Genomic DNA, 23,365 nt, shown 5'->3' with positions numbered 1-23,365 from the left:
GGTCTCAGTCTGCCGCCAGACGCGCCTCGAACAGACCGCGCACCCCCGGCTCGGTCCGCAACAAATCCAGCGCCAGCGCCGCGTGCCCCGGCACATACCCGTTGCCCACCAGCATCGTCACGTCCGCCGCCAGGCCCTCCGCACCAAGCGCCGCCGCCGCGAAGCTCGTCGCCATCGAGAAGAAGATCACCGTACCGCCGTCCGCCGTGGCCAACACCGCGCCGTGCTCACACCCCGGCACGTCCACGCACACCACAGTCACGTCCGCCGGCACACCCAGCGCCGTCGTCACCGCCGTCGACAGCCCCACCGGATCCCGCGCGTCGGCCAGCGCCACCACGTCGGCCAGCCCGGCCGCCGCCAGCGCGTCCCGCTCCGCGGCCACCGGAACCACCCCGACGGTACGGGCGGCGCCCGCCCGCCGCGCCGCCGCCAGCGACAGCGACCCGCTCTTGCCGGCCCCGCCGATCACCGCCACCGACACCGGACGCGGATCACCCTCACGTGAGCGCCGCGCCACCTGCTCGGCCACCACCCGCGCGGTGAGCGCCGGCGCCCCGCACACGTCCAGCACGGCGAGGGACAACTCGGGGTGCAGGTCCGCCGGCAACACCGCCGCGATCGACCGCGCGAACAGGATCGCGTACCCGTCACACGGCACCTGCTCGCTGCGCCCGTCCCAGCGGGCCAGCCCGTCGAGGATCGTCAGCGGCGTCAGCGTCAGCGACACGAGCGTCGCCACCCGGTCGCCCGGCTTCAGCCCCAGCGGCGACCGGCGGCCCGCCTCCTCGACGGTGCCGATCAGCATCCCGCCGGAACCGGTCACCGGGTTCTGCATCTTCCCCCGGGTCGACACGATCTCCAGCACCTCGGCGCGGACCTTCTCCCCGTCGCCGCCGTGCTTCTCCGCCAACTGCCGGAAGCTCGCCGCGTCCAGGTTCAGCCGCTCGACCCGGATCCGCACCTCGTTCGCCGCAATCCGCGGGTCCGGGTCCAGCCGCCAGGCCGCCTGCGGGAGCACCCCCGCCGGTTCCACGACTCGGTGCAGTCCCACCGGTGACGTCACGCCGACCCCCTATGTCCAGCCGCCCGAACCCCTGGTCAGGACTCGCATCGCGGGAAAACTTACGGCAGACTAATTTCTTCACCGCAGATTTTCCAGTAGCCTACGCATCCGTTGATCAACCCGCACACTGACGAGGAGGGGCCGTGACCCAGACCCAACCGGTGGAGACCATCCCGACGCCCCGCCACGCGCCGGTCGCCGTCCCGGCCGCCGGACAGCCCTACGAATACCGCCGTGCGCCCCTCGTCGAACCCGACTGGACCCGGTTCCCCGGCTGGCGCCACGTCACCCGCGACCAGTGGGAGAGCGCCCAGTGGCAGCGGGTCAACTGCGTCAAGAACATCAAGCAGCTGCGCGCCGTCCTCGGCGACACCGTCGACGAGACCTTCTACGCCGACCTGGAGGCCGACCAGAAGGCCCTGGCCACCATGTCCATGCTGGTGCCGCCGCAGATGCTCAACACCATGGTGCCGTTTGAGCCGATGAGCACCGAGGCGCTGCTCGCCGACCCGATCCGCCGCTACATGATCCCGGTCGCCTCCGACCGCCGCACCGACTGGCCGTCGCACCCGTACGCCAGCCGCGACAGCCTCCACGAACACGACATGTGGGTCGCCGAGGGCCTCACCCACCGCTACCCCACCAAGGTCCTCGCCGAACTGCTCTCCACCTGCCCGCAGTACTGCGGCCACTGCACCCGCATGGACCTCGTCGGCAACTCCACCCCCGCCGTCGACAAGCTCAAGCTCACCCTCAAGCCCGTCGACCGCTACGACGCCCACATCACCTACCTCAAGGCCCACCCCGGCGTACGCGACGTGGTCGTCTCCGGCGGCGACGTCGCCAACGTGCCGTGGCGCAACCTCGAGTCGTACCTGATGCGCCTGCTGGAGATCGAGACGATCCGCGACATCCGGCTCGCCACCAAGGCGCTCATGGGCCTGCCCCAGCACTGGCTCCAGCCCGACGTGGTCGAGGGCCTGGAACGGGTCGCCCGCACCGCCGCCCGCCGCGGCGTCAACCTGGCCATCCACACCCACGTCAACCACGCCCAGTCGCTGACCCCGCTGGTCGCCAAGGCCGCCCAGACCGCGCTCGACGTCGGCGTACGCGACGTGCGCAACCAGGGCGTGCTCATGCGCGGCGTCAACGCCACCAGCGCCGACCTGCTCGACCTGTGCTTCGCGCTGCAGGGCGAGGCGGGCATCCTGCCGTACTACTTCTACATGTGCGACATGATCCCCAACGCCGAGCACTGGCGCGTCCCGGTGTGGCACGCCCAGCAGCTCCAGCACGACATCATGGGCTACCTGCCCGGCTACGCCACCCCGCGGATCGTCTGCGACGTGCCGTTCGTCGGCAAGCGGTGGGTGCACATGCTCACCGACTACGACCGTGAGCGCGGCATCTCGTACTGGACGAAGAACTACCGCACCTCGATCGAGTCGGCCGACCTGGAGGCGCTGAACAAGCGCTACGCCTACTACGACCCGATCGACACGCTGCCCGAGGCCGGCCAGGCCTGGTGGCTCGCCCACCGCGACGACTGACCCCGGACACCCGAACGGCGGGCCACCTCTGCGATGAGGTGGCCCGCCGTTCCGCGTACTCACTTGTTGAAGGCGTCCTTGACGTCGCGGCCCGCCTGCTTGGCGTGCTCCCCGGCCTGCCGGGCCCGGGCCGCGCTCTGCTCGGAGGCGCCCTCGGCCCGCAACCGCTCGTTGTCGGTCACGTCGCCGATCCGCTCCTTGGCCATTCCGCTCATCTCCTGGGCCTTGTTCTTCGCCTTGTCGGTGAAGCTCATGTCGCCCTCCTCGTTCCGGCTGAGCGTTGCCCTTGTCGCGTCCCCGGTGACTGTCGGGTGAAACGCCGTTGTGCTGCGCACATCGCGTAATGCGTCCTAGGACAATAGGTTGAAGGCTGGACGCCCGGCCGACGCCGACCCACCGTGGTTGACTGGGCCGGTGAACGAGATCCTGCTGATCCGGCACGGCGAGACCACCTGGAGCGCCGCCCACCGGCACACCTCGTACACCGACCTGGAGCTGACCCCCGACGGCGAGCGGCAGGCCCGCGCGCTGGCTCCCCTGCTCGCCGGCCGGCGCTTCGCCCGCGTGCTGTCCAGCCCCCGGCAGCGCGCCACCCGCACCGCCGCTCTGGCCGGGCTCGCCGTCGACGCGATCGAGCCCGATCTCGCCGAATGGCACTACGGCGAGTACGAGGGACGCACCAGCGCGGACATCCAGACCGAGCGGCCCGGCTGGTCGATCTGGACCGACGGCGGCCCCGGCGGGGAGTCACCGGAACAGGTGGGCGCCCGCCTGGACCGCGTGCTGGACCGGGTCGCGCCGCTGCTGGAGCAGGGCGACGTGGCGCTGGTCGGGCACGGCCACAGCCTGCGGGTGCTCGGGGCACGCTGGATCGGGCTCCCGCCGTCGGCCGGCGGACTGCTGCGGCTGGACACCGCCACGCTCAGCGTGCTCGGGCACGAGCACGGCCGGCGGGTGATCAGGCGGTGGAACCTGCCGGCTCCGCCGACGGGCGCGGACGACCCCGGCCGGTCAGCTCGCCACTGATCTTCGGCGGCCGGTTCTCGTACGGCGTCGACAGCACCACAGTGGTGCGCGTGGTGACGTTCGCCGAGGTGCGGATCTCCTGCAGCACCCGCTCCAGGTCGGCCGGGCCGGCCACCCGCACCAGCAGGAGATAGAAGTCCTCCCCCGCCACCGAGTAGCACGAGTCGATCTCGGGCAGGTGGGCGAGCCGCTCCGGCGCGTCGTCCGGCTGGGACGGGTCGAACGGCCGGATCGCCACGAACGCGGTCAGCGGCAGGTCCAGCGCCTCGAACGACACCCGCGCGGCGTACCCCTTGATCACCCCGCGCTGCTCCAGCCGGCGGACCCGCTGGTGCACGGCCGACACCGACAGGCCCACCCGCTCGGCCAGGTCCGTGTACGACAGCCGACCGTCCCCGGTCAGCGCGGCGACGATGGCGCGGTCGATCTCCTCCACGCGCTGCACAGTAGCCGGTAAAACGCTCTCCCGCCGCACCCGGCCCGCCGTGGTGACGCTCAGCGCGCCGTCCGGTCGCGTACCGCGTCCGCGGCGTAGTTCAGCACCTCCGCCATGTCCTCCTCGTCCAGGAACGGCAGGTCGGTGAGGATGTCCGTGACGGACATGCCCTCGGCCATCATGGCCAGCAGGGTGGCCACGGGGATGCGCGACTGCCGCACGCAGGGCGCACCCCCCATGACGTCGGGGTCGGCGGTGATCCGGGGAAAGGTCACCGCGACAGGCTAGCCCTTGGCCAGCGCGCGCGAGATCACCAGCCGCTGGATCTGGTTGGTGCCCTCCACGATCTGCAGCACCTTCGCCTCACGCATGTACCGCTCGACCGGGTGGTCGGCGACGTACCCGGCGCCGCCGAGCACCTGCACCGCGTCGGTGGTCACCCTCATCGCCACGTCGGTGGCGAACAGCTTCGCCTTCGCCGCCTCGATCGAGTACGGGCGGCCCGCGTCGCGCAGCCGCGCGGCCGCAAGCGTGAGCGCCCGCGCGGCGGAGATCTGGGTGGCCGCGTCGGCCAGGTTGAACCCGAGCCCCTGGAAGTCGATGATCGCGCGGCCGAACTGGCGCCGCTCCCGGGCGTAGCCGACCGCGTAGTCCAGCGCGCCCTGGGCCAGGCCCACCGCGCACGCGGCGATGCCCAGCCGGCCCGAGTCCAGCGCCGACATGGCGATGGTGAACCCGGCGCCCTCGCCGCCGATCAGCCGCTCCGCCGGCACCCGGGCGTCGTCGAACGCGATCTGCGCGATCGGCGAGGCATGCAGACCCATGGTGCGCTCGGCGGCCTGCGGATGGATGCCCGGCGTGGCCCGGTCGGCCAGCAGGCAGGAGATGCCCTTCGGGCCGGGACCGCCGGTGCGGCAGAAGATGTTGTAGAAGTCGGCGACCCGGGCGTGCGTGATCCACGCCTTGGTGCCGGTGACCACGTACTCGTCGCCGTCGCGCACCGCCCGCGTGGTCAGGGCCGCCGCGTCCGAACCACCCTGCGGCTCGGAGAGACAGTACGCCCCGAGCAGTTCCCCACCGATCATGTCCGGCAGCAGTTTGCGCTGCTCGTCGGTGCCGAACTGGGCCACCGGATAGCAGGACAGCGTGTGCACGCTGACCGCCTCGGCCACCGCCAGCCACCGGCTGGCGAGGATCTCCAGCACCTGCAGGTACACCTCGTACGGCTGGGCGGCGCCGCCGTGCTCCTCGGCGTACGGCAGGCCGAGCAGCCCGGCGCGGCCCAGCGTGCGCAGCACCTCCCGGGGGAACTCGGCGCGGGTCTCGAAACCGGCGGCGGCCGGGGCCAGCTCCCGGTCGGCGAGTTCGGTGGCGAGGTCCAGCAGGTCGTGGGCCTCGTCGGTGGGCAGGATCCGGTCGACGTTCATAGCGCGATGAGCTCCGTGGGGGTGGTGTTGAGCCGTTGCCCGCCGTCCGTCGTGCAGACGACGATGTCCTCGATCCGGGCGCCGTGCCGCCCGGCGAGGTAGATCCCGGGTTCGACCGAGAAAGCCATGCCGGCCTCGAGGGGCCGGGGGTTGCCGGTCACCACGTACGGCTCCTCGTGGCCGTCGAGGCCGATGCCGTGACCGGTGCGGTGCAGGAAGGCGTCGCCGAAACCGGCGGCGGTGATGACGTCGCGGGCGACCGCGTCGAGGGCCTCGGCGGTCACGCCCGGCGCGACGGCGGCCACGGCGGCGCGCTGCGCCTCCCACAACACCGCGTAGTAGTCCACGAACTCGGCCGGGGCCGGGCCACCGGCCACGTACGTGCGGGTGCAGTCGGAGCGGTAGCCCGACGGCATGGTGCCGCCGATGTCGACCACCACCGGCTCACCGACGCCGATCGGACGGTCCGAGACACCGTGGTGCGGGCTCGCGCCGTTCGGGCCGGCGGCGACGATGACGAAGTCGACAGTGGCGTGCCCGGCGGCCCGGATCGCGGCGGCCAGGTCGGCGGCGACCTCCCGCTCGGTGCGGCCGGGACGCAGCCACTCGGCCATCCGCCGGTGCACCGCGTCGATCGCGGCGCCCGCCTCGGCCAGCGCCGCCACCTCGGCCGGCGACTTGCGGATCCGCATCTCGCGCAGCACGTCGGAGGCGAGCCGCTGCGCCGCGCCGGGCAGCACGTCGCGCAGCGCGAGGACCTGCTGCGCCCACATCCGGTCGGCCAGCCCCACCGCGCGGACCGGGCCGGGCAGCGCCGCGCGCACCAGCGGCCACGGGTCGGCGCCGTCGGCGTGGTCGACGATCCGGTACCCGGTGCCCGGCGCGGCCTCGGCGTCCGGCCGCTCCAGCACCGGCACGATCAGCGTCGGCTCACCCTCGGCGGGCAGCACCAGGCAGGTCAGCCGCTCCCCCTCGCGGGCGTCGTAGCCGGTCAGGTAGCGCAGGTCCGAGCCCGGGGTGAGCAGCAGCGCATCCAGGCCCGCCGCTGCGGCGGCGCGCTGGGCCTCGGCGAGTCGCCCGGCCGGGTACAGATCGTCGGTTCCCACAACCGAAGCTTAACGGTCGTTTGGGCCAGCGCGGGAGTCCGGTTGATGCTCGAAGCCGAGGCCCGCCGCCCGGGCCCGGCCGGCCTGCTCGGCGGCCTCCCGCGCCCGGGCCCGCGCGATGTCCGGCAGGCGACCGGCCAGGAAGTCGCGGTGCAGCAGCGCCACGATGAAGTACCGGCGCAGCCGCTCGTACGACTCCCGGAACTCCCGGCGCGCCGCCGGAGCGACAGGGGTCACAGGCACGACGGCTCGGGCTCGATCACGCCCTCCTCTACCCGGCGCTCGCGCCGATATGCGCGCGCTTGCGGGCACGAGCGACCATGGAGTGGTGATCCGCTTTCTGCTGAACCTGCTGTGGCTCGTCTTCGGCGGCGGCTTCGTCCTGGCCCTCGGCTACGGCGTCGCCGCCCTGGTCTGCTTCGTCCTGGTCGTCACCATCCCCTTCGGCGTCGCCTCGCTGCGGCTCGCCTCGTACTCGCTGTGGCCGTTCGGCCGCACCATCGTGCGCAAGCCGGGCGCCGGGCTTCCCTCCGGCCTGGCCAACGTGCTCTGGGTGGTGCTGGCCGGCTGGTGGCTGGCCCTGTCGCACATCCTCGCCGGCGTCGCGCTCTGCGTGACGATCATCGGTATCCCGTTCGGCGTGGCGAACTTCAAGCTGGTCCCGGCGGCGCTGTGGCCGCTCGGCCAGGAGGTCGTCGAGAACCCGTAACCCCTCCTCGCCACGCGGGGTCCACCCGCCACTGGAACGCCATGGGTGTCTCCGGCCCTGTTTGACACCCATGGCGTTCCACTCTGCGACGGTTACGCGGCGAGTTGACGTTCGCACCCGAGGACGACCCCCACGATCTCGGCAACCGAGATCGGCGTCCCGCGCCACGGGACGGCTTGGAGATCTTGGTACGGAGTCGCCCCTCCGAGGGCCGTCTCGTACCAAGATCTCGCAGGTAACGAACGCGAGCACCGAAGGCGCGCCGCAGCGGCCAGTTCCCCGTTCGCGGTGAGCGGCCGGGCTCACCATCCCTACAGCATCCTAGGAGGATGGGGTGTTGGCGGGCGCTGGCCGCCGAAGGATGCGAATGCGGCTCGCACCAACGCCTCGCTGGCTAGCGTCGGGAGGGTGCGGGACGGGGTGATCGAGACACTGAAGGCGGACCCGGCGATGTCGGGACTGCGCCGGTCGCTGGACTTCTACCACGGCGACCCGGCACGCGACGCCGCGCTCGACCGGTTCTACGCCCCGCTCGTGCACGCCGGTGACCTGGTCTTCGACGTCGGCGCGCACGTGGGCGACCGGCTCGGCAGCTTCCGCCGTCTCGGCGCGACGGTGGTGGCCGTCGAGCCGCAGCCGTTGTGCGCGCGGGCGCTGCGCGAGCTGTACGCGGGCGACGAACAGGTGACTGTGGTCGAGGCGGCGTGCGGGCGTACCGCCGGGCCGGTGCGACTGCACGTGAACTCGGCCAACCCGACGGTCTCCACCGCCTCCCCCGGGTTCGTCCGCGCCGCCGACGGCGCGCCCGGCTGGGCGGGCGAGACCTGGGACGCGCAGATCGTGGTGCCCGGCACCACGCTCGACGCGCTGATGGCCGCGTACGGCGTGCCGGCGTTCGTGAAGATCGACGTGGAGGGCTTCGAGGACGCCGTGCTGGCCGGGCTGAGCCGGCCGGTCCCGGCGCTGTCGTTCGAGTTCACCACCATCGCCCGGGTGGCGGCGGCACGCTGCCTGGACCGGCTCACCGCGCTGGGCTTCACCCGCTTCACCGCGGCGATCGGCGACGAGACGACGTTCGCGCTGCCGGGCTGGCGGCCGGCCGCCGAGGTGGCCGCGTACCTGGGGACGCTGCCGGACGAGGCCAACTCCGGCGACGTGTACGCCCGCCCCTGAACCTCCACTTCGGACCGGCGACGGACGGGCCGGAAGGCATCGACCCTGCTCATCGCGCGGATCGGCGCAGACGCAGCCCGGGCGCTTTTTTCACGGCTCGAACTTAGCTGTACATCGTTACCCATCTGTGATTGACGTGACCCGCGCCACTTGGGTTGACTGCCACGGAACCGCTTCCGCAACCGGTTCCGAAACATCCCGCTCATCCCTTCGACCCGGGAGCGCCACGTGCCGATCACGATCGCCGACGTCGCCGCCCGCGCCGGGGTGAGCAAGACGACGGTGTCCCGGGTGCTGAACGGCAAGGGCGAGGTGCACCTGCGCACCGCCGACCGGGTCCGCGCCGTGATCAACGACCTCGGGTACGTGCCGAGCGCCCGCGCGGTCGGGCTGGCCCGGGGGCGTACCCGGGTGGTCGGCATGCTGGTCCCGGCGCTGACCTGGCCCTGGATGGGCGAGGTGCTCCAGGGCGCGGCCGACGTGGTCGAGGCCGCCGGCTACGGCATGCTGCTGTTCACCTGCACCCACGGCGACGAGTCGATGCGCCGCTTCGCCTCCCAGGTGTCGGCCAAGTCGTTCGACGGGCTGCTCGTGGTCGAACCAGAGGGGACGCTCGACTACATCACCGAGCTGCACCGGCGCGGCCTGCCGGTCATCCTCATCGACGACCGGGGACACCAACCCGGCTTCCCGTCCGTGCGCACCACGAACGAAGCCGGGGCGCGGGCCGCCGCGACGCACCTGCTGGCGCTCGGACGGCGGCGGCCGCTCGTCGTCACCGGCCTGCGCCGGTTCGGCTGCACCCGGGAACGGCTCGCCGGGTTCGCCGGCGCCTACGCCGAAGCCGGCCTGGCGATCGACCCGGACCGGGTGGTGGAGGGCGACTTCACGTTCGAGTGCGGGCGCGCGGCGGTGCGGCGGCTGCTCGCCGACGGCGTACCCTTCGACGCCGTCTTCGCCCACAACGACCTGTCGGCCGCCGGCGCGCTGCAGGCGCTGCGCGACGCCGGGCGGCGCGTCCCGCAGGACGTCGCGGTGGTCGGCTTCGACGACCTGCCGCTGGCCGGGCACACCCACCCGCCGCTGAGCTCCGTGCGCCAACCGCTGCGGGAGATGGGTACGGCCGCCGCCCGGCTGCTCATCGCCCACCTCGCCGGCACCCCGCTGCCGGAGGGCCCGACCGTCATCCCCACCGGCTTCACCACCCGCGACTCGACCGGCGTCACCTGACCCACCCCGCCGTACCCGGCGACCACGCCGGCGGGCCCGCCCGCCGGTGGCTCCACCGCACACCCTCCATCCACCACATCCCGCCCGAGGAATGCGGGACCACCGAGGGAGACCTCCATGAGAAGACGGCAACTCCTCGCCCTCGCGCTGGCCGGCGCGATGGTCACCACCGCCGCCGCGTGCGGCGACAGCCCGAACGCGAACAAGAAGAGCGGCCAGGCCGCGACGGTGCTGAGCGTCGGCATGCCCAACGGCCCGCAGGCCGAGAACAACAACCCGTTCCTCACCACCTCGGCCGCCGCCTCGCTTGGCTACCGGTGGCAGATCTACGAGCCGCTGATGATGTGGAACCCGGTGAAGCCGGCCGAGCCGTTCAAGCCGTGGCTGGCCACCAAGGCCGAGTGGTCGTCGGACTACAAGTCGGTGAAGGTGACCATCCGCGAGAACGCGACCTGGTCGGACGGGCAGAAGGTCACCGCCGAGGACGTCGCGTTCACCTACAACCTGGTGAAGAAGTTCCCGGCCATCAACGACCAGGGCGTGCCGTACACCGACGCCGTCGCCAGCGGCAACGAGGTCACCATCTCGATGGCCAGCCCGCAGTTCGTCAACCAGCAGAAGGTGCTGTGGCGGGTGCCGATCGTGCCCAAGCACCTGTGGGAGAAGATCGCCGACCCGGCCAGCGACCCGGTGAAGCAGCCGGTCGGCAGCGGCCCGTACACGCTCAAGTCGTTCACCCCGGCGAGCATGACGCTGGCGGTACGCGAGAGCGGCTACTGGCAGGACCTGCCGAAGGTGAAGGAGCTGCGGTACACCTCGTACACCGACAACAGCGCGCAGACCACCGCGCTGGCCAACGGCGAGGCGGAGTGGAGCTTCGTCTTCATCCCGAACTACCAGACCGTGTTCGTGGCCAAGGACCAGGAGAACCACAAGATGTGGGCGCCCCCGGTGCTCGGCATCCACGGTCTCTACCTGAACACCACGAAGAAGCCGTTCGACGACCCGACGCTGCGCAAGGCCATGAACATGGTGATCGACCGGGCGGACATCTTCACCACCGCCGAGGCCGGCTACTTCCACCCCGAGGTCAAGAGCGTGACCGGCCTGCCCAGCCCGGCCGGTGACTCGTTCATCGCGCCCGAGTACAAGGGCCAGGAGCACAAGGTCGACGTCGAGGGCGCCAAGGCGCTACTCACCGGCGCTGGCTACAAGCTGGACGGCAACACGCTGAAGGACCGCAGCGGCAAGGCGGTCACGATCCGGCTGACCGACCCGGCCGGCTGGTCGGACTACCAGACCAGCCTGGAGATCGTGAAGGGCAACCTGGCGAAGATCGGCATCGCGGCGACCATCGACAAGGCCAACCAGGACGCCTGGTTCCGCAACGTCGAGCAGGGCAACTTCGAGGCCACGTTCCGGTGGACCGAGAGCGGCGCCACGCCGTACGACATCTACCGAACCATCATGGACGGCCGCGTGCTCAAGCCGATCGGTACCGCCTCCCCGGCGGGCAACTTCGGCCGGTTCGACAGCAAGGAGGCCACCGACGCGCTGGTGTCGTACGCCAACGCCACCGACGACGCCACCCGCGCCACCGCGCTGGCGACCCTGCAGAAGATCTTCGTCGAGCAGATGCCGATGATCCCGGTCGGCGCGGACAACATCGGCGGCGCGTACAGCACGAAGAACTGGGTCGGCTGGCCGGACGACTCGAACCCGTACGGCGCTCTCCAGCCCACCCAGCCCAACGCGGTGGACGTGGTGCTGCACCTCAAGCCGGCCAACGGCTGACCCGGCGCCGCCGGCCCGGCCACGATCGCCCAGCCGGGCCGGCGGCGCCCGCCCCTCGCTACCGGCAACCCCAGACAGGAATTCGGCATGACGTTGACCGAGAGCGCACCGGCGCCGGCCGACGAGGTGGTGCTGGAGGCCGTCGGCCTGACCAAGCACTTCCCCGTCCGCCGGCGGCTGCGTGACCTTCTCTCCCGGACCCCGGCGGTGGTGCACGCCGTCGACGACGTATCGATCGAGTTGCGCCGTGGCCGGGTGACCGCGCTGGTCGGCGAGTCCGGCTCCGGCAAGTCCACAGTCGCCCGGCTGCTGGCCCAGCTCTACCCGCGCACCGGCGGCGACATCCGGCTGCACGGCCGCTCGACCCGGGTACGCGGCGGACGCCGGTTCCGGGCGTACGTGCGGCGGGTGCAGTTGATCCTGCAGGACCCGTTCGCCTCGCTGAACCCGGTGCACACGGTCCGCTACCACCTGACCCGGTCGCTGCGCATCCACGGCAACGCCGGGACCGGGCCGGACGGGCTGGACAAGGCGCTGGCCGACCTGCTGACCCGGGTCAGCCTGACCCCGCCGGAGCGCTACCTCGACGCGTTCCCGCACGAGCTGTCCGGCGGGCAGCGCCAGCGCGTCGCGATCGCGCGGGCGCTCGGCGCCGACCCGGAGGTGCTGCTCGCCGACGAGCCGGTGTCGATGCTCGACGTGTCGATCCGCCTGGGCGTGCTCAACCTGCTGCAGGACCTCAAGGACCGGCTCGACCTGGCGATCCTCTACATCACCCACGACATCGCCTCGGCCCGCTACTTCGCCGACGAGACGATCGTCATGTACGCCGGGCGAATGGTCGAGGGCGGCGACAGCGAGACCGTCACCCAGCGGCCGGCGCACCCGTACACCCGGTTGCTGATCGAATCGGCGCCGGACCCGGAGCGGATCACCGGCGCGGGCGGCGACGGCGCGGCGGCGGGCGAGCGCGGCCACGGCGAGCCGCCGAGCCTGATCCGCCCGCCGGCCGGCTGCCGGTTCCACCCGCGCTGCCCGGCGGCCATGCCGCGCTGCGCCACCGACCTGCCGCCGCCGATCCCGGTCGACGACGCGCCCGGGCACTGGGCCGCGTGCTGGCTGTTCGACGCCGAGACCGTCGCGACACAGAAGGCGGAGAACGCGGAGCAGGCCGGAACGGAGACGGCCCGGTGAGGTTCCTGCTGCAACGGGTGGCCTTCTACCTGTTCACCGCCTGGGCGGCGATCACGCTGAACTTCTTCATCCCGCGTATGGTGCCGGGCGACCCGGTCCAGTCACTGATCTCCCGCAACCAGGGCCGGATCAGCGCCGACGCGATCGCGTCGCTGCGGGTGCTGTTCGGGCTGGACTCCGACCGCTCGCTGTGGGAGCAGTACGTCGCCTACTGGGGACAGCTGCTGCGCGGCGACCTGGGACTGTCGTTCACGTTCTTCCCCGCGCCGGTGTCGGAGGTGATCGGCAGCAGCCTGCCGTGGACGGTGGGCCTGGTCGGCGTCACCACGATCGTCAGCTTCCTGCTCGGCACCGCGCTCGGCGTCGGCGCGGGCTGGCGGCGCGGCTCCTGGATCGACGGACTGCTGCCGGCCACCACGTTCCTGTCCTCGATCCCGTACTTCTGGCTGGGCCTGGTCGCGATCGCGTTGTTCGCCGGGCCCGGCAGCTTCTTCCCGTCCTCCGGCGGCTACGAGCCGGGCCTGGTGCCGGCGTTCGACGCGTACTTCATCCCGAGCGCGATCCAGCACAGCATCCTGCCCGCGGCGACCATCCTGGTGTCGTCGATGAGCGGCTGGATCCTCAGCATGCGCAACATGATGGTGACTGTCGCCAGCGAGGACTACATCACCGTCGCGCACGCCAAGGGGCTCTCCGAGCGCCGGGTGGCGCTCAGCTACGCCGCGCGCAACGCGCTGCTGCCGAACGTGTCCGGGTTCGCGTTGTCGCTCGGTTTCATCGTCGGCGGCACGCTGCTCGTGGAGATCGTCTTCTCGTACCCGGGTCTGGGGTTCCAGCTCTTCCAGGCCGTCGGGTCGAAGGACTACCCGCTCATGCAGGGCATCTTCCTGATCATCACGATCTCGGTGCTGGTGGCGAACCTGCTCGCCGACGTGGCGTACCTGCTCCTCGATCCGCGGACCCGAAAGAGCTGAGCGATGACACTCTCCCCGTCCAGCATCGAGCAGGTCATCCCCGGCCAGGGCGCGATGGCGCAGCCCTCGGCCCGGGCCCGCCGCCGCCGGTTCCGCTTCGTCGCCAACGGCAAGGCCGCGACCGGCCTGGCCGTCCTCGGGGTGTACGTGCTCCTGGCGGTGATCGGACCGTGGATCGCGCCGTACGACCCGGACGCGCGCAGCGCCGACGTGCTGCAGGCGCCCTCGGCCCGGCACTGGTTCGGCACCACCCACCTCGGGCAGGACATCTTCAGCCAGATCCTGGTCGGCGCGCGCAGCGTGATGGTGGTGGGCCTGACCGCCGGCGTGCTCGCCACGATCCTGTCCATCCTGATCGGCGTGACTGCCGGTTACCTGGGCGGCGCGGCCGACGAGGGCCTGTCGGCGGTGTCGAACGTGTTCCTGGTGATCCCGGCGCTGCCGCTGATCATCATCGTCACGTCCCTTGTCGACCAGGCCAGCGACACGCTCGTGGCGCTCATCATCGGCCTCACGTCGTGGGCCTGGGGCGCCCGGGTGCTGCGCGCCCAGACGCTGTCGTTACGCCGCCGCGACTACGTCGAGGCGGCGCGGGCCACCGGCGAGCGGACCTGGCGGATCATCGGCTTCGAGATCCTGCCCAACCTGACCGCGATCATCGCCTCCGGCTTCGTCGGCACCGTCATCTTCGCGGTCATGTCGGAGATCACCCTGGCGTTCATCGGCGTCTCGTCGGTCTCGTCGTGGAACTGGGGCACGATCCTGTTCTGGGCGCAGGGACAGCAGGCCCTCGCGCAGGGCGCCTGGTGGTGGTTCGTGCCGGCCGGGCTGGCCATCGCGCTGCTCGGCACCGCGCTCGCGCTGATCAACTTCGGCATCGACGAGTTCGTCAGCCCCCGGCTGCGCACCGGCGGCCGGACCCGGATCCGGACCGCCGACGGTCGGACCGTCGCGATGCGCGTCGGGTTCACCCCGGTGCTCGCGCCGAATCCGGCGCCGGTCCCGATGCAGCGGCCGGCGGACCCCACCCGAGAGGACGCGACCTCATGAGCGACCAGGTGCTCCAGATCCGCGGGCTGTGCGTCGACTACGGCGTCGGCGCGGACGCGGTGCGCGCGGTCCGCGACGTCGACCTGACACTGCACCGCGGCGAGGTGCTCGGGCTGGCCGGGGAGAGCGGCAGCGGCAAGTCCACCCTGGCCTACGGGCTGACTCGGCTGCTGCCCCCGCCCGGCGTGGTCAGCGGCGGCCAGGTCATCTACCACCCGGCCGACGGCCCGCCGGTCGACGTGCTCACGCTCAGCCCGGCGAAGCTGCGCGAGTTCCGCTGGGCGGAGACGTCGATCGTGTTCCAGGGCGCGATGAACTCGCTGAACCCGGTGCACAAGGTCTCCACCCAGCTGCTCGACGTGATCCGGGCCCACGAGCCGAAGAGCACGGCGGCGAGCCGGCTGGCCCGGGCGAAGGAGCTGCTGCGCCTGGTCGGCATCTCCGCCGACCGGCTGGACAGCTACCCGCACCAGCTCTCCGGCGGCATGCGGCAACGCGTCATGATCGCGATGGCGCTGGCGCTGGAGCCGCAGGTGGTCATCATGGACGAGCCGACCACCGCGCTGGACGTGGTGATGCAGCGGCAGATCCTCGGCCAGCTCGCCGAGCTGCGCGAACGCCTCGGCTTCGCGGTGCTGTTCATCACCCACGACCTGTCGCTGCTTGTCGAGTTCTCCGACCGGATCGCGATCATGTACGGCGGCCGGATCGTCGAGGAGGCGCCCGCCGCCCGGCTGTACGCCGAGCCGCTGCACCCGTACACCGAGGGGTTGCTGCACTCGTTCCCGGCGCTGCACGGTCCCCGCCGGGAGCTGACCGGCATCCCCGGCTCCCCGCCGGACCTGCGCGCCATGCCGTCCGGCTGCGCGTTCCACCCCCGCTGCCCGAAGGCGTTCGACGGGTGCGACGAGCAGGTGCCGGTGCTCGGCGCGCCGTACGTCGACGACCCGGCGCGGGCCGTCGCGTGCCGGCTGCACCCGGCCGTCGCGCCCCTGTCCCGCTGACCCGCCCGACACCACCACCCGCTACCCGCGAGGAGAGCCATGGACACCGACCTCACCCGCCCGTCGTCAGTCGCCGGCGCGGACCCGATCGACACGCTGCCGCCGACCTTCCGGTGGGGGGTGGCGACGTCGTCGTACCAGATCGAGGGCGCGGTGGCCTCCGACGGCCGTACGCCGTCCATCTGGGACACGTTCTGCCGGGTGCCGGGCGCGGTGGCGAACGGCGACAACGGCGACGTGGCGTGCGACCACTACCACCGGATGCCGCAGGACGTCGCGCTCATCGCCGACCTGGGGCTGGACACGTACCGGTTCTCGGTGGCCTGGCCGCGGGTGCAGCCGGGCGGGCGCGGCCCGGCGAACGTGGCCGGGCTGGCCTTCTACGACCGGCTGGTGGACGAGCTGCTCGGCCGCGACGTCGAGCCGTGGGTGACGCTGTACCACTGGGACCTGCCGCAGGAGCTGGAGGACGCGGGCGGCTGGCCGAACCGGGACACCGCGTACCGGTTCGCCGACTACGCCGAGCTGGTCTTCGCCGCGCTCGGCGACCGGGTCCGCACCTGGACCACGCTCAACGAGCCCTGGTGCTCGGCGATGCTCGGGTACGCCTACGGCGACCATGCGCCGGGCCGGCGGAACCTTGGTGACGGCATCGCCGCGGCGCACCACCTGCTGCTCGGGCACGGGCTGGCGACGCGGCGGCTGCGCGAGGCGGCCACGGTGCCGATCGAGCTGGGCCTCACGCTGAACCTGGCCACCGCCGACCCGGCGACCGACAGCGCCGCCGACCGGGACGCGGCGCGGGCCGCCGACGGGCTGGGCAACCGGCTCTACCTGGACCCGGTGCTGCGCGGGGAGTACCCGCAGGACGTGATCGCGGACCTGGCCGCCGAGGGCGTGCGGATTCCGGTGGAGGACGGCGACCTGGACGTCATCGCCACCCCGATCGACGTGCTCGGCGTGAACTTCTACTTCGGGCAGCTGCACTCCGGCGTGGACGAGCAGGGCCGCGACCGCGACGACGACGGCAAGCCGGTACGCCGGGTGGTCCGGCGTGACCTGCCGCGTACCGCGATGGACTGGGAGATCGTGCCGGAGTCCTTCACCGACCTGCTGGTGCGGCTGCACCGCGACTACCCGGGCACGCCGATGGTGATCACCGAGAACGGCGCGGCGTTCGACGACGAGCCGGACGCAGACGGGTTCGTCGCCGACGACGACCGGGTCGGCTACCTCGCCGAGCACCTGCGGGCGGTGGCCCGGGCCCGGGCGGCCGGGGCCGACGTGCGCGGCTACTTCGCCTGGTCGCTGCTGGACAACTTCGAGTGGGCGTACGGCTACGACAAGCGGTTCGGCATCGTCCGGGTCGACTACGACACGCAGCGCCGCATCCCCAAGCGCAGCGCGCTGTGGTACCGGGACACCGTGCGGCGGGTACGCGGCCGGCGCTGACGCCGGCGTGGGGGCCGGGCCGGTCAGTGACGGCGGGCCGGCCCCCACGCCGGGGACGGGCGGGCGGCCGGGTCGCGGGGCACGCCGCCGTCGCGCAGCAGCCGGGTCATCGGCAGGGTGGCCGCGCCCATCGCGACCGCGTCCGGTCCGAGCCGGCACAGCTCGATCGAGGTCTGCGCGTACGGCTGGCGCAGCGCGTGCCGCGCGGTGGCCGCACGGATCGCGGGCAGGTGCCGCTCGCCCAGGGCCAGCCCGGCCCAGCCGCCGAGCACCACCCGCTCCGGGTTGAACAGGTTCACCAGGTTCGCCACCCCGGCGCCCAGGTAGCCGACCGTCTCGTCGATCACCTTCGCGGCGGTGCCGCTGGTGGAGCGCAGCAGCTCACCGAAGGCGGTCTCCTCGTCCGCGCCCGGCGCCGGGCGGCCCCGGTTGGCCTGGCGGAACCGGTCCAGCACCGCCTCCGCGCCGACGTACGCCTCCAGGCAGCCGAGGTTGCCGCAGCGGCAGCGGCGGCCCCCGTACACGATGGTGGTGTGGCCCCACTCCCCGGCGCTGCTGTGCGCGCCGCGGTAGCCGACGCCGTCGGCGACCACGCTCGCGCCGACGCCGGAGCCGACCAGCGCGACCACCGCGTGCCGGACGCCGCGGCCGGCGCCGAACCACATCTCGGCCTGGCCGAGCGTCTTCGCGCCGTTGTCCACGTGCACCGGCACGTCGGCGCGCAGCATCGCGCCGAGCGGGACGCCGTCCCAGCCGAGTGTCTGGGCGTGCACCACGGCGTCGGCGGTGCGCTCGACCGTGCCGGCGACGGCGACGCCGAAGCCGAGCACCGCGGCCGGGTCGACGCCCGCCTGTTCGGTCACCGCGGCGAGGCCGTGCCGCAGGTGGGCGGCGACCCGCTCGGGGTCGGGCCCGGTCGCGGCGATCGGGTACTCGGCCTTGGCCAGCGCGGTCATGCTCAGGTCGAACAGCTCGACCTGGACGCGGGTTTCGCCGACGTCGGCGCCGACCAGGTAGCCGTAGCCGGGCGCGACGCGCAGCAGCACGCGGGGACGGCCGCCGTCGGACTCGACCGAGCCGGCCTCCTCGACCAGGCCCTCGTTGATCATCTCGCCGACCAGGTTGCTGACGCTGGCCAGGCTGAGCGCTGTGGACTGGCCCAGCTCGTGCCGGCTGAGCGGGCCGTCCAGCCAGATCCGGGTCAGCAGCACCGACCGGTTGGCCCGGCGCATGTCGCGCACCGTGGTGCGTCTGGCGTCCACGTCCGCCGCCGTCCCTTCCCGGCCGCCCACGGCGACCTGCGTTCGTCTGCGTTCACGCCGTGAACCAAGCGGTGACAGCGTACTGCGCATTTACACTTAACAAAGTTAACTGATAACCTCCGGCGCATCGATGAGGAGGTATGTCAATGCGACTCGGACGCGGGATGACCGCACTGCTCGGTGGCGTCGCGCTGCTCGCCGCCACCGCCGCCGCCCTGCCCGCCACCGCCGCCACCACGACCGGCGCCGTCGGCGCGCTCGTCGCGTGTGACGCGCCGGCCTGGGCCGAAGGCGTCACCTGGACCGCCGGCAGCCGGGCGACCTACGGCGGCCGGCTGTACCAGGCGCTCGTCACACACACCCCGCCGGCCGGCGCGGGCTGGAACCCGGCCGCCGTACCGGCGCTCTGGACCGACCTCGGCGCCTGCACCGGCGGCACGCCGTCGCCGAGCCCCACCACCCGGCCGCCGTCGCCGTCCCCGTCCGCCTCCACCTCCCCTTCCCCGACCCGGACGCCTACCCCCACGCCCACGGTGTCGTCCAGCCCGACCACCCCGGGCGGGGACACCTGCGCGCTGCGGTCCCGGCCGACCGGCAAGGTGCTGCAGGGCTACTGGGAGAACTGGGACGGCGCCGCCAACGGCGTACACCCCGGCCTCGGCTGGATCCCGATCACCGACTCCCGGATCACCGGCCACGGCTACAACGTGGTGACCGCCGCGTTCCCGGTCATCCGCGCCGACGGCACCGTGCTCTGGGAGGACGGCATGGACGCCGGCGTCAAGGTGCCCACCCCCGCCCAGGTGTGCCAGGCCAAGGCCGCCGGACTCACCGTGCTGCTGTCCATCGGCGGCGCCACCGCCGGCATCGACCTCAGCTCCAGCGCCGTCGCCGACCGGTTCGTCGCCACCGTCGTGCCGATCCTCAAGCGGCACAACTTCGACGGCATCGACATCGACATCGAGACCGGCCTCACCGGCAGCGGGAACATCAACCAGCTCTCCCCCTCGCAGGCCAACCTGATCCGGATCATCGACGGGGTGCTGGCCCAGATGCCCGCCGGGTTCGGGCTCACCATGGCGCCGGAGACCGCGTACGTCACCGGCGGCAGCGTCACCTACGGCTCGATCTGGGGCGCGTACCTGCCGATCGTCAAGAAGTACGCCGACAACGGGCGGCTCTGGTGGCTCAACATGCAGTACTACAACGGCTCGATGTACGGCTGCGCCGGTGACTCGTACCCGGCCGGCACCGTCGCCGGTTTCGTCGCGCAGACCAACTGCCTCGACGCCGGCCTGGTCATCCAGGGCACCACCGTCCGCGTACCGCTGGACCGACAGGTCCCCGGGCTGCCCGCGCAGGTCGGCGCCGGCGGCGGGTACATGAGCCCGGCGCTGGTGGCCCAGGCGTGGAACACCTACCAGGGCCGCCTCAAGGGCCTGATGACCTGGTCGGTGAACTGGGACGGGTCGAAGGGCTGGACGTTCGGCGACAACGTCCGCTCCCTGCAGGGCCGCTGACCCGGCAGGGCTCCGCGTTTCCACCCCCGGCGCGGAGCCCTGCCGCTGGCGCGGGTTGCGAGACCCTGCGAGGCTGGCGCTCGTGTATGACTACGACCTGCTGGTGCTGGGCTCCGGACCGAGTGGACAGAAGGCGGCGATCGCCGCTGCCAAACTGGGCCGCCGCGTCGCCATCGTCGATCGCCGCGACATGCTCGGCGGAGTGTGCATCAACACCGGCACCGTGCCCTCGAAGACGCTGCGCGAGGCGGTCCTCTACCTGACCGGGCTGAGCCAGCGCGACCTCTACGGCAGCAGCTACCGGGTCAAGGAGGACATCACCGTCGCCGACCTGGCCGCCCGCACCCAGCACGTGATCACCCGGCAGACCGACGTGATCCGCGACCAGCTGGCCCGCAACAAGGTCGCGCTGATCACCGGCACCGGCCGGTTCGCCGACGCCCACTCCGTCTGGGTGGACGCCGGCTCCGGCCGGGAGACCCGGATCAGCTTCGACAAGGCGGTCGTCGCCGCCGGCACCCGCCCGGCCCGACCGGACAGCGTCGACTTCGACGACCGGACCATCGTCGACTCCGACGGCGTCATCAACCTGCAGGCCGTCCCGCGCAGCATGGTCGTGGTCGGCGCCGGGGTCATCGGGATGGAGTACGCCTCGCTGTTCGCCGCGCTCGGCACCAAGGTGACAGTGGTCGAGCGCCGCCCCCGGATGCTCGACTTCTGCGACGAGGAGATCGTCGAGTCGCTGAAGTACCACCTGCGGGACCTGTCGGTGACCTTCCGCTTCGGCGAGGAGGTGGCCGCCGTGGAGAAGCACCGCACCGCAGCGCTCTGCGTGCTGCGCAGCGGCAAGAAGATCGTCGCGGACACGGTGATGTACTCGGCCGGGCGGCAGGGACAGACCGACGACCTCGCGCTGGACGCGGCCGGGCTCACCGCCGATCACCGCGGCCGGATCGCGGTCGACGCGAACTACCGCACCGCCGTCGAGAACATCTACGCGGTGGGCGACGTGATCGGCTTCCCCGCGCTGGCGTCCACGTCGATGGAGCAGGGCCGGCTGGCCGCCCAGCACGCCTGCGGCGAACCGGCCCGCGGCATGTCAGACCTGCAACCGATCGGCATCTACACCATTCCGGAGATCAGCTTCGTCGGGAAGACCGAGGAGGAGCTGACCGAGGCGTCCACCCCGTTCGAGGTGGGCATCGCCCGCTACCGGGAACTGGCCCGGGGGCAGATCGTCGGCGACTCGTACGGGATGCTGAAACTGCTCGTCTCACCCGAGGACGGGCGGCTGCTCGGGGTGCACGTGTTCGGCACCGGCGCCACCGAGATCGTCCACATCGGTCAGGCCGTGATGGGCTGCGGCGGCACCGTCGACTACCTGCTCGACGCGGTGTTCAACTACCCGACCCTGGCCGAGGCGTACAAGGTGGCCGCCCTGGACGCCGCCAACAAGATCCGCAACATAACCCGAATCAACGACTGACCCCGGGCTACCCCGCCCTCCACCCCGTTGATCTTGCACTTGCTGCCCCGCGGGTGCCCGTTATGACCGGTGCGCCGGGGCCGCAAGTGCAAGATCAGCGGGAAAGGGGGTCAGCGGCCGGTGGCGTAGCCCTGGGCGCCTCGGGGGTTCGCCGCCGCGGACAGGACTCCGGTGCGGGGGTCGCGGGTGACCGCGCACATGCGGCCCAGGCTCCACGGGTCGGACAGCCGGACGGTGTGGCCCCTTGCGCGCAGGCCGGCCAGCACATCCGCGTCGATCCGGTCCTCCAGCACCAGCACGCCGGGCTCGACCTCGCGCGGGTAGAACGACGCCGGAAAACTCGTGGTGTGCCACGTGGGGGCGTCGATCGCCTCCTGCAGGTCCTGCCCGCCGGCCAGGTGCCGCAGCAGGAACAGCAGCTGCCACTGGTCCTGCTGGTCGCCACCGGGCGTCCCGCAGGCCATCACCGGCTCGCCGTCGCGCAGCACCAGCGTCGGGCTGAGCGTGGTACGCGGACGCCGCCCCGGCCGCAGCGTGGAGGCGAGCCCCTCCTCCAGCCAGCACATCTGCAACCGGCTGCCCAGCGGGAAGCCCAGCTCCGGGATGGTGGGGGAACTCTGCAGCCAGCCGCCGCTGGGCGTGGCGGAGATGATGTTTCCCCACCGGTCCACCACGTCGACGTGGCAGGTGTCGCCGCGGGTCACGCCGTCGGCGCGTACCGTGGGTTCGCCGGTGCTCGGGTCCTGCGGGACGGCCCGGCCGGCGGCGTGGGTGTGCAGGTGCGACGGGAGCCGGGGCGGCTCACCCGCCGGGCTGCCGGGACGCAGCGTCGTGTCCGCGCTGTCGCCGATCAGCGCGGCCCGCGAACGGGCGTAGCCGGCCGACAGCAGCGCGGAACCCGGCAGGTCGGTGTCGCCGTACCACGCCTCCCGGTCGGCGAACGCGAGCTTCAGCGCCTCGGCCTGCGCGTGGATGCCGTCCAAGCTGGACGGATCGTAGACCGCCGGGTCGTCGAGCGCGTCCAGGACGGCCAGGGTCTGCAGCAGCACCGGGCCCTGCCCCCAGAAGCCGGTCTTGGCGATCGTGTGCCCGCGCCAGTCCAGCGTGACCGGCGCCTCCCAGGTGGCCGAGAACCCGGCCAGGTCGTCGCCGGTGACCAGCCCGGCGTGGGCGCGCCCGCTGGAGTCGCGGAACGGCAGCCGGCTGAAACGGTCGATCGCCTCGGCGACGAAACCCTCCCGCCAGGCGCGCCGGGCCGCCTCGATCTGCGCCTCCCGGTCCGCACCGGCGGCCCGTCCCGCGTGGACGAGGCGGCGCAGCGTGTCCGCGTACGCCGGGTTGGTGATCATCTCCCCCGGCGCGGGTGGGCGGCCGTCGCGGAGCCAGAGCCGCGCGGACGTCGGCCAGTGGTCGGTGAACAGCGACCGGACCCGCGCGACTGTCTGCCCGGCGGCGCCGACCAGCGGGTGGCCGGCGGCGGCGTAGCCGATCGCCGGTTCCAGCACCTCGGCGAGCGTGCGGGTGCCGTGGTCGCGCAGCAACAGCAGCCACGCGTCGACAGCGCCGGGCACCACGGCGGCGAGCGGGCCGGCGCCGGGCACGAGGTCCAGGCCCAGCGACCGGAAGTGCGCGACGGTGGCGGCGGCCGGGGCCGGACCTTGGCCGCACAGCACCCGCGGCGCCGGATCGGCGGCGGTGGCGAGGATCGCCGGCACCTCGCCGGCCGGGCCGTTGAGGTGCGGCTCCACGACGTGCAGCACGAACCCGGCGGTCACGGCGGCGTCGAACGCGTTGCCGCCGCGCTCCAGCACGCCCATCGCGGACTGGCTGGCCAGCCAGTGCGTGGACGAGACCATGCCGAACGTGCCGCGCAACGTCGGCCGGGTGGTGAACGTCATCGGCGGTG

Annotated in this window: 22 protein-coding genes; 13 read left to right on the top strand and 9 right to left on the bottom strand. The window is 72.5% G+C overall.

Translation table 11 applies throughout. The annotated features are described in order from the left end of the window. Positions 1-4: 4 nt before the first annotated feature. Complete coding sequence (locus tag J3R08_RS16210) at positions 5-1,066, bottom strand: hypothetical protein (RefSeq protein ID WP_064446002.1); 1,062 nt, start codon at positions 1,064-1,066, stop codon at positions 5-7. A gap of 143 nt (positions 1,067-1,209) precedes the next feature. Here J3R08_RS16210 and J3R08_RS16205 point away from each other — a divergent pair, with 143 nt between their 5' ends. Further along, positions 1,210-2,616: a KamA family radical SAM protein gene (locus J3R08_RS16205; protein WP_043324131.1), complete on the top strand. Its 1,407-nt coding sequence runs from the start codon at positions 1,210-1,212 to the stop codon at positions 2,614-2,616. 59 nt (positions 2,617-2,675) lie between these two features. On the opposite strand, the gene J3R08_RS16200 is transcribed toward J3R08_RS16205, so the two are convergent. Continuing rightward, positions 2,676-2,870 (bottom strand): CsbD family protein, encoded by a 195-nt coding sequence (locus J3R08_RS16200; RefSeq protein WP_043324133.1) that lies wholly within the window; start codon positions 2,868-2,870, stop codon positions 2,676-2,678. 160 nt (positions 2,871-3,030) lie between these two features. Here J3R08_RS16200 and J3R08_RS16195 point away from each other — a divergent pair, with 160 nt between their 5' ends. Next, positions 3,031-3,642 carry a histidine phosphatase family protein gene (locus J3R08_RS16195; RefSeq protein WP_069089695.1) on the top strand — a complete coding sequence of 204 codons (612 nt, stop codon included), beginning with the start codon at positions 3,031-3,033 and terminating at the stop codon, positions 3,640-3,642. On the opposite strand, the gene J3R08_RS16190 is transcribed toward J3R08_RS16195, so the two are convergent. Genes J3R08_RS16190 through J3R08_RS16170 form a run of 5 tightly spaced genes read right to left on the bottom strand, consistent with a single transcriptional unit; the run spans position 3,575 to position 6,854 of the window. Then, positions 3,575-4,078, bottom strand: a complete 504-nt coding sequence (locus J3R08_RS16190) for an Lrp/AsnC family transcriptional regulator (protein ID WP_043330145.1) — start codon at positions 4,076-4,078, stop codon at positions 3,575-3,577. The two genes, J3R08_RS16195 and J3R08_RS16190, sit on opposite strands and share 68 nt — an antisense overlap. 59 nt (positions 4,079-4,137) lie before the next feature. Beyond that, on the bottom strand, positions 4,138-4,353 hold the full coding sequence (locus tag J3R08_RS16185) for a DUF433 domain-containing protein (protein ID WP_030502405.1): 216 nt from the start codon (positions 4,351-4,353) through the stop codon (positions 4,138-4,140). A 9-nt stretch (positions 4,354-4,362) separates the two neighbouring features. Further along, positions 4,363-5,505, bottom strand: a complete 1,143-nt coding sequence (locus tag J3R08_RS16180) for an acyl-CoA dehydrogenase family protein (RefSeq protein ID WP_043324138.1) — start codon at positions 5,503-5,505, stop codon at positions 4,363-4,365. Then, complete coding sequence (locus J3R08_RS16175) at positions 5,502-6,611, bottom strand: Xaa-Pro peptidase family protein (protein WP_209961865.1); 1,110 nt, start codon at positions 6,609-6,611, stop codon at positions 5,502-5,504. Before J3R08_RS16175 ends, J3R08_RS16180 begins: the two co-directional genes overlap by 4 nt. Before the next feature lie 9 nt (positions 6,612-6,620). Continuing rightward, positions 6,621-6,854, bottom strand: a complete 234-nt coding sequence (locus J3R08_RS16170) for a hypothetical protein (RefSeq protein WP_124778860.1) — start codon at positions 6,852-6,854, stop codon at positions 6,621-6,623. A gap of 85 nt (positions 6,855-6,939) precedes the next feature. Here J3R08_RS16170 and J3R08_RS16165 point away from each other — a divergent pair, with 85 nt between their 5' ends. From J3R08_RS16165 to J3R08_RS16125, 9 genes are all read left to right on the top strand, one after another. After that, positions 6,940-7,320, top strand: a complete 381-nt coding sequence (locus J3R08_RS16165) for a YccF domain-containing protein (protein WP_051611482.1) — start codon at positions 6,940-6,942, stop codon at positions 7,318-7,320. 450 nt (positions 7,321-7,770) lie between these two features. Further along, complete coding sequence (locus tag J3R08_RS16160) at positions 7,771-8,493, top strand: FkbM family methyltransferase (protein WP_209964249.1); 723 nt, start codon at positions 7,771-7,773, stop codon at positions 8,491-8,493. Between the two features lie 228 nt (positions 8,494-8,721). Further along, positions 8,722-9,723 (top strand): LacI family DNA-binding transcriptional regulator, encoded by a 1,002-nt coding sequence (locus J3R08_RS16155; protein WP_069089698.1) that lies wholly within the window; start codon positions 8,722-8,724, stop codon positions 9,721-9,723. A 117-nt stretch (positions 9,724-9,840) separates the two neighbouring features. Further along, a complete protein-coding gene (locus J3R08_RS16150; protein WP_209961863.1) occupies positions 9,841-11,517 on the top strand; it encodes an ABC transporter substrate-binding protein in 1,677 nt (558 codons plus the stop codon). 87 nt (positions 11,518-11,604) lie between these two features. After that, positions 11,605-12,711: an ABC transporter ATP-binding protein gene (locus J3R08_RS16145; RefSeq protein WP_209961861.1), complete on the top strand. Its 1,107-nt coding sequence runs from the start codon at positions 11,605-11,607 to the stop codon at positions 12,709-12,711. Continuing rightward, positions 12,708-13,685 (top strand): ABC transporter permease, encoded by a 978-nt coding sequence (locus J3R08_RS16140; RefSeq protein ID WP_043324151.1) that lies wholly within the window; start codon positions 12,708-12,710, stop codon positions 13,683-13,685. The genes J3R08_RS16145 and J3R08_RS16140 overlap by 4 nt, the downstream gene beginning before the upstream one ends. A 3-nt stretch (positions 13,686-13,688) precedes the next feature. Further along, the gene (locus J3R08_RS16135) at positions 13,689-14,735 is read left to right on the top strand and encodes an ABC transporter permease (protein WP_209961859.1); all 1,047 of its coding nucleotides are present in this window, start codon (positions 13,689-13,691) and stop codon (positions 14,733-14,735) included. Then, complete coding sequence (locus J3R08_RS16130; RefSeq protein WP_043324152.1) at positions 14,732-15,739, top strand: ABC transporter ATP-binding protein; 1,008 nt, start codon at positions 14,732-14,734, stop codon at positions 15,737-15,739. The genes J3R08_RS16135 and J3R08_RS16130 overlap by 4 nt, the downstream gene beginning before the upstream one ends. Positions 15,740-15,778: 39 nt before the next feature. Continuing rightward, positions 15,779-17,191 carry a GH1 family beta-glucosidase gene (locus J3R08_RS16125; protein WP_043324154.1) on the top strand — a complete coding sequence of 471 codons (1,413 nt, stop codon included), beginning with the start codon at positions 15,779-15,781 and terminating at the stop codon, positions 17,189-17,191. A 23-nt stretch (positions 17,192-17,214) separates the two neighbouring features. On the opposite strand, the gene J3R08_RS16120 is transcribed toward J3R08_RS16125, so the two are convergent. Next, positions 17,215-18,453, bottom strand: coding sequence for an ROK family transcriptional regulator (locus tag J3R08_RS16120; RefSeq protein WP_069089703.1), 1,239 nt, complete (start codon positions 18,451-18,453; stop codon positions 17,215-17,217). A gap of 146 nt (positions 18,454-18,599) precedes the next feature. Between J3R08_RS16120 and J3R08_RS16115 the strand changes: the two genes are divergently transcribed. Together J3R08_RS16115 and sthA are read left to right on the top strand one after the other, a co-directional pair. After that, the gene (locus J3R08_RS16115; protein ID WP_209961856.1) at positions 18,600-19,973 is read left to right on the top strand and encodes a glycosyl hydrolase family 18 protein; all 1,374 of its coding nucleotides are present in this window, start codon (positions 18,600-18,602) and stop codon (positions 19,971-19,973) included. Positions 19,974-20,055: 82 nt separating this feature from the next. After that, a complete protein-coding gene (sthA, locus tag J3R08_RS16110) occupies positions 20,056-21,459 on the top strand; it encodes a Si-specific NAD(P)(+) transhydrogenase (protein ID WP_209961855.1) in 1,404 nt (467 codons plus the stop codon). Positions 21,460-21,569: 110 nt separating this feature from the next. Here the strand turns inward: sthA and J3R08_RS16105 are convergent, their stop codons facing one another. After that, a complete protein-coding gene (locus tag J3R08_RS16105) occupies positions 21,570-23,357 on the bottom strand; it encodes a gamma-glutamyltransferase family protein (protein WP_209961853.1) in 1,788 nt (595 codons plus the stop codon). Positions 23,358-23,365: the final 8 nt, after the last annotated feature.

The sequence above is a fragment of the Micromonospora sp. HB375 genome (genome assembly GCF_017872985.1).
In the GTDB taxonomy this organism is placed as follows: domain Bacteria; phylum Actinomycetota; class Actinomycetes; order Mycobacteriales; family Micromonosporaceae; genus Micromonospora; species Micromonospora chalcea.
The sequence above is the reverse complement of the archived record's forward strand: the minus strand, read 5'-3'. Positions and strand labels throughout refer to the sequence as shown.

What these genes read in the sequence shown, in the direction of transcription:
- J3R08_RS16125 (WP_043324154.1), top strand. Translation starts at nt 15,779, where the DNA reads ATGGACACCGACCTCACCCGCCCGTCGTCAGTCGCCGGCGCGGACCCG.
- J3R08_RS16180 (WP_043324138.1), bottom strand. Translation starts at nt 5,505, where the DNA reads ATGAACGTCGACCGGATCCTGCCCACCGACGAGGCCCACGACCTGCTG.
- J3R08_RS16200 (WP_043324133.1), bottom strand. Translation starts at nt 2,870, where the DNA reads ATGAGCTTCACCGACAAGGCGAAGAACAAGGCCCAGGAGATGAGCGGA.
- J3R08_RS16135 (WP_209961859.1), top strand. Translation starts at nt 13,689, where the DNA reads ATGACACTCTCCCCGTCCAGCATCGAGCAGGTCATCCCCGGCCAGGGC.
- J3R08_RS16105 (WP_209961853.1), bottom strand. Translation starts at nt 23,357, where the DNA reads ATGACGTTCACCACCCGGCCGACGTTGCGCGGCACGTTCGGCATGGTC.
- J3R08_RS16150 (WP_209961863.1), top strand. Translation starts at nt 9,841, where the DNA reads ATGAGAAGACGGCAACTCCTCGCCCTCGCGCTGGCCGGCGCGATGGTC.
- J3R08_RS16115 (WP_209961856.1), top strand. Translation starts at nt 18,600, where the DNA reads ATGCGACTCGGACGCGGGATGACCGCACTGCTCGGTGGCGTCGCGCTG.
- J3R08_RS16160 (WP_209964249.1), top strand. Translation starts at nt 7,771, where the DNA reads ATGTCGGGACTGCGCCGGTCGCTGGACTTCTACCACGGCGACCCGGCA.
- J3R08_RS16130 (WP_043324152.1), top strand. Translation starts at nt 14,732, where the DNA reads ATGAGCGACCAGGTGCTCCAGATCCGCGGGCTGTGCGTCGACTACGGC.
- J3R08_RS16145 (WP_209961861.1), top strand. Translation starts at nt 11,605, where the DNA reads ATGACGTTGACCGAGAGCGCACCGGCGCCGGCCGACGAGGTGGTGCTG.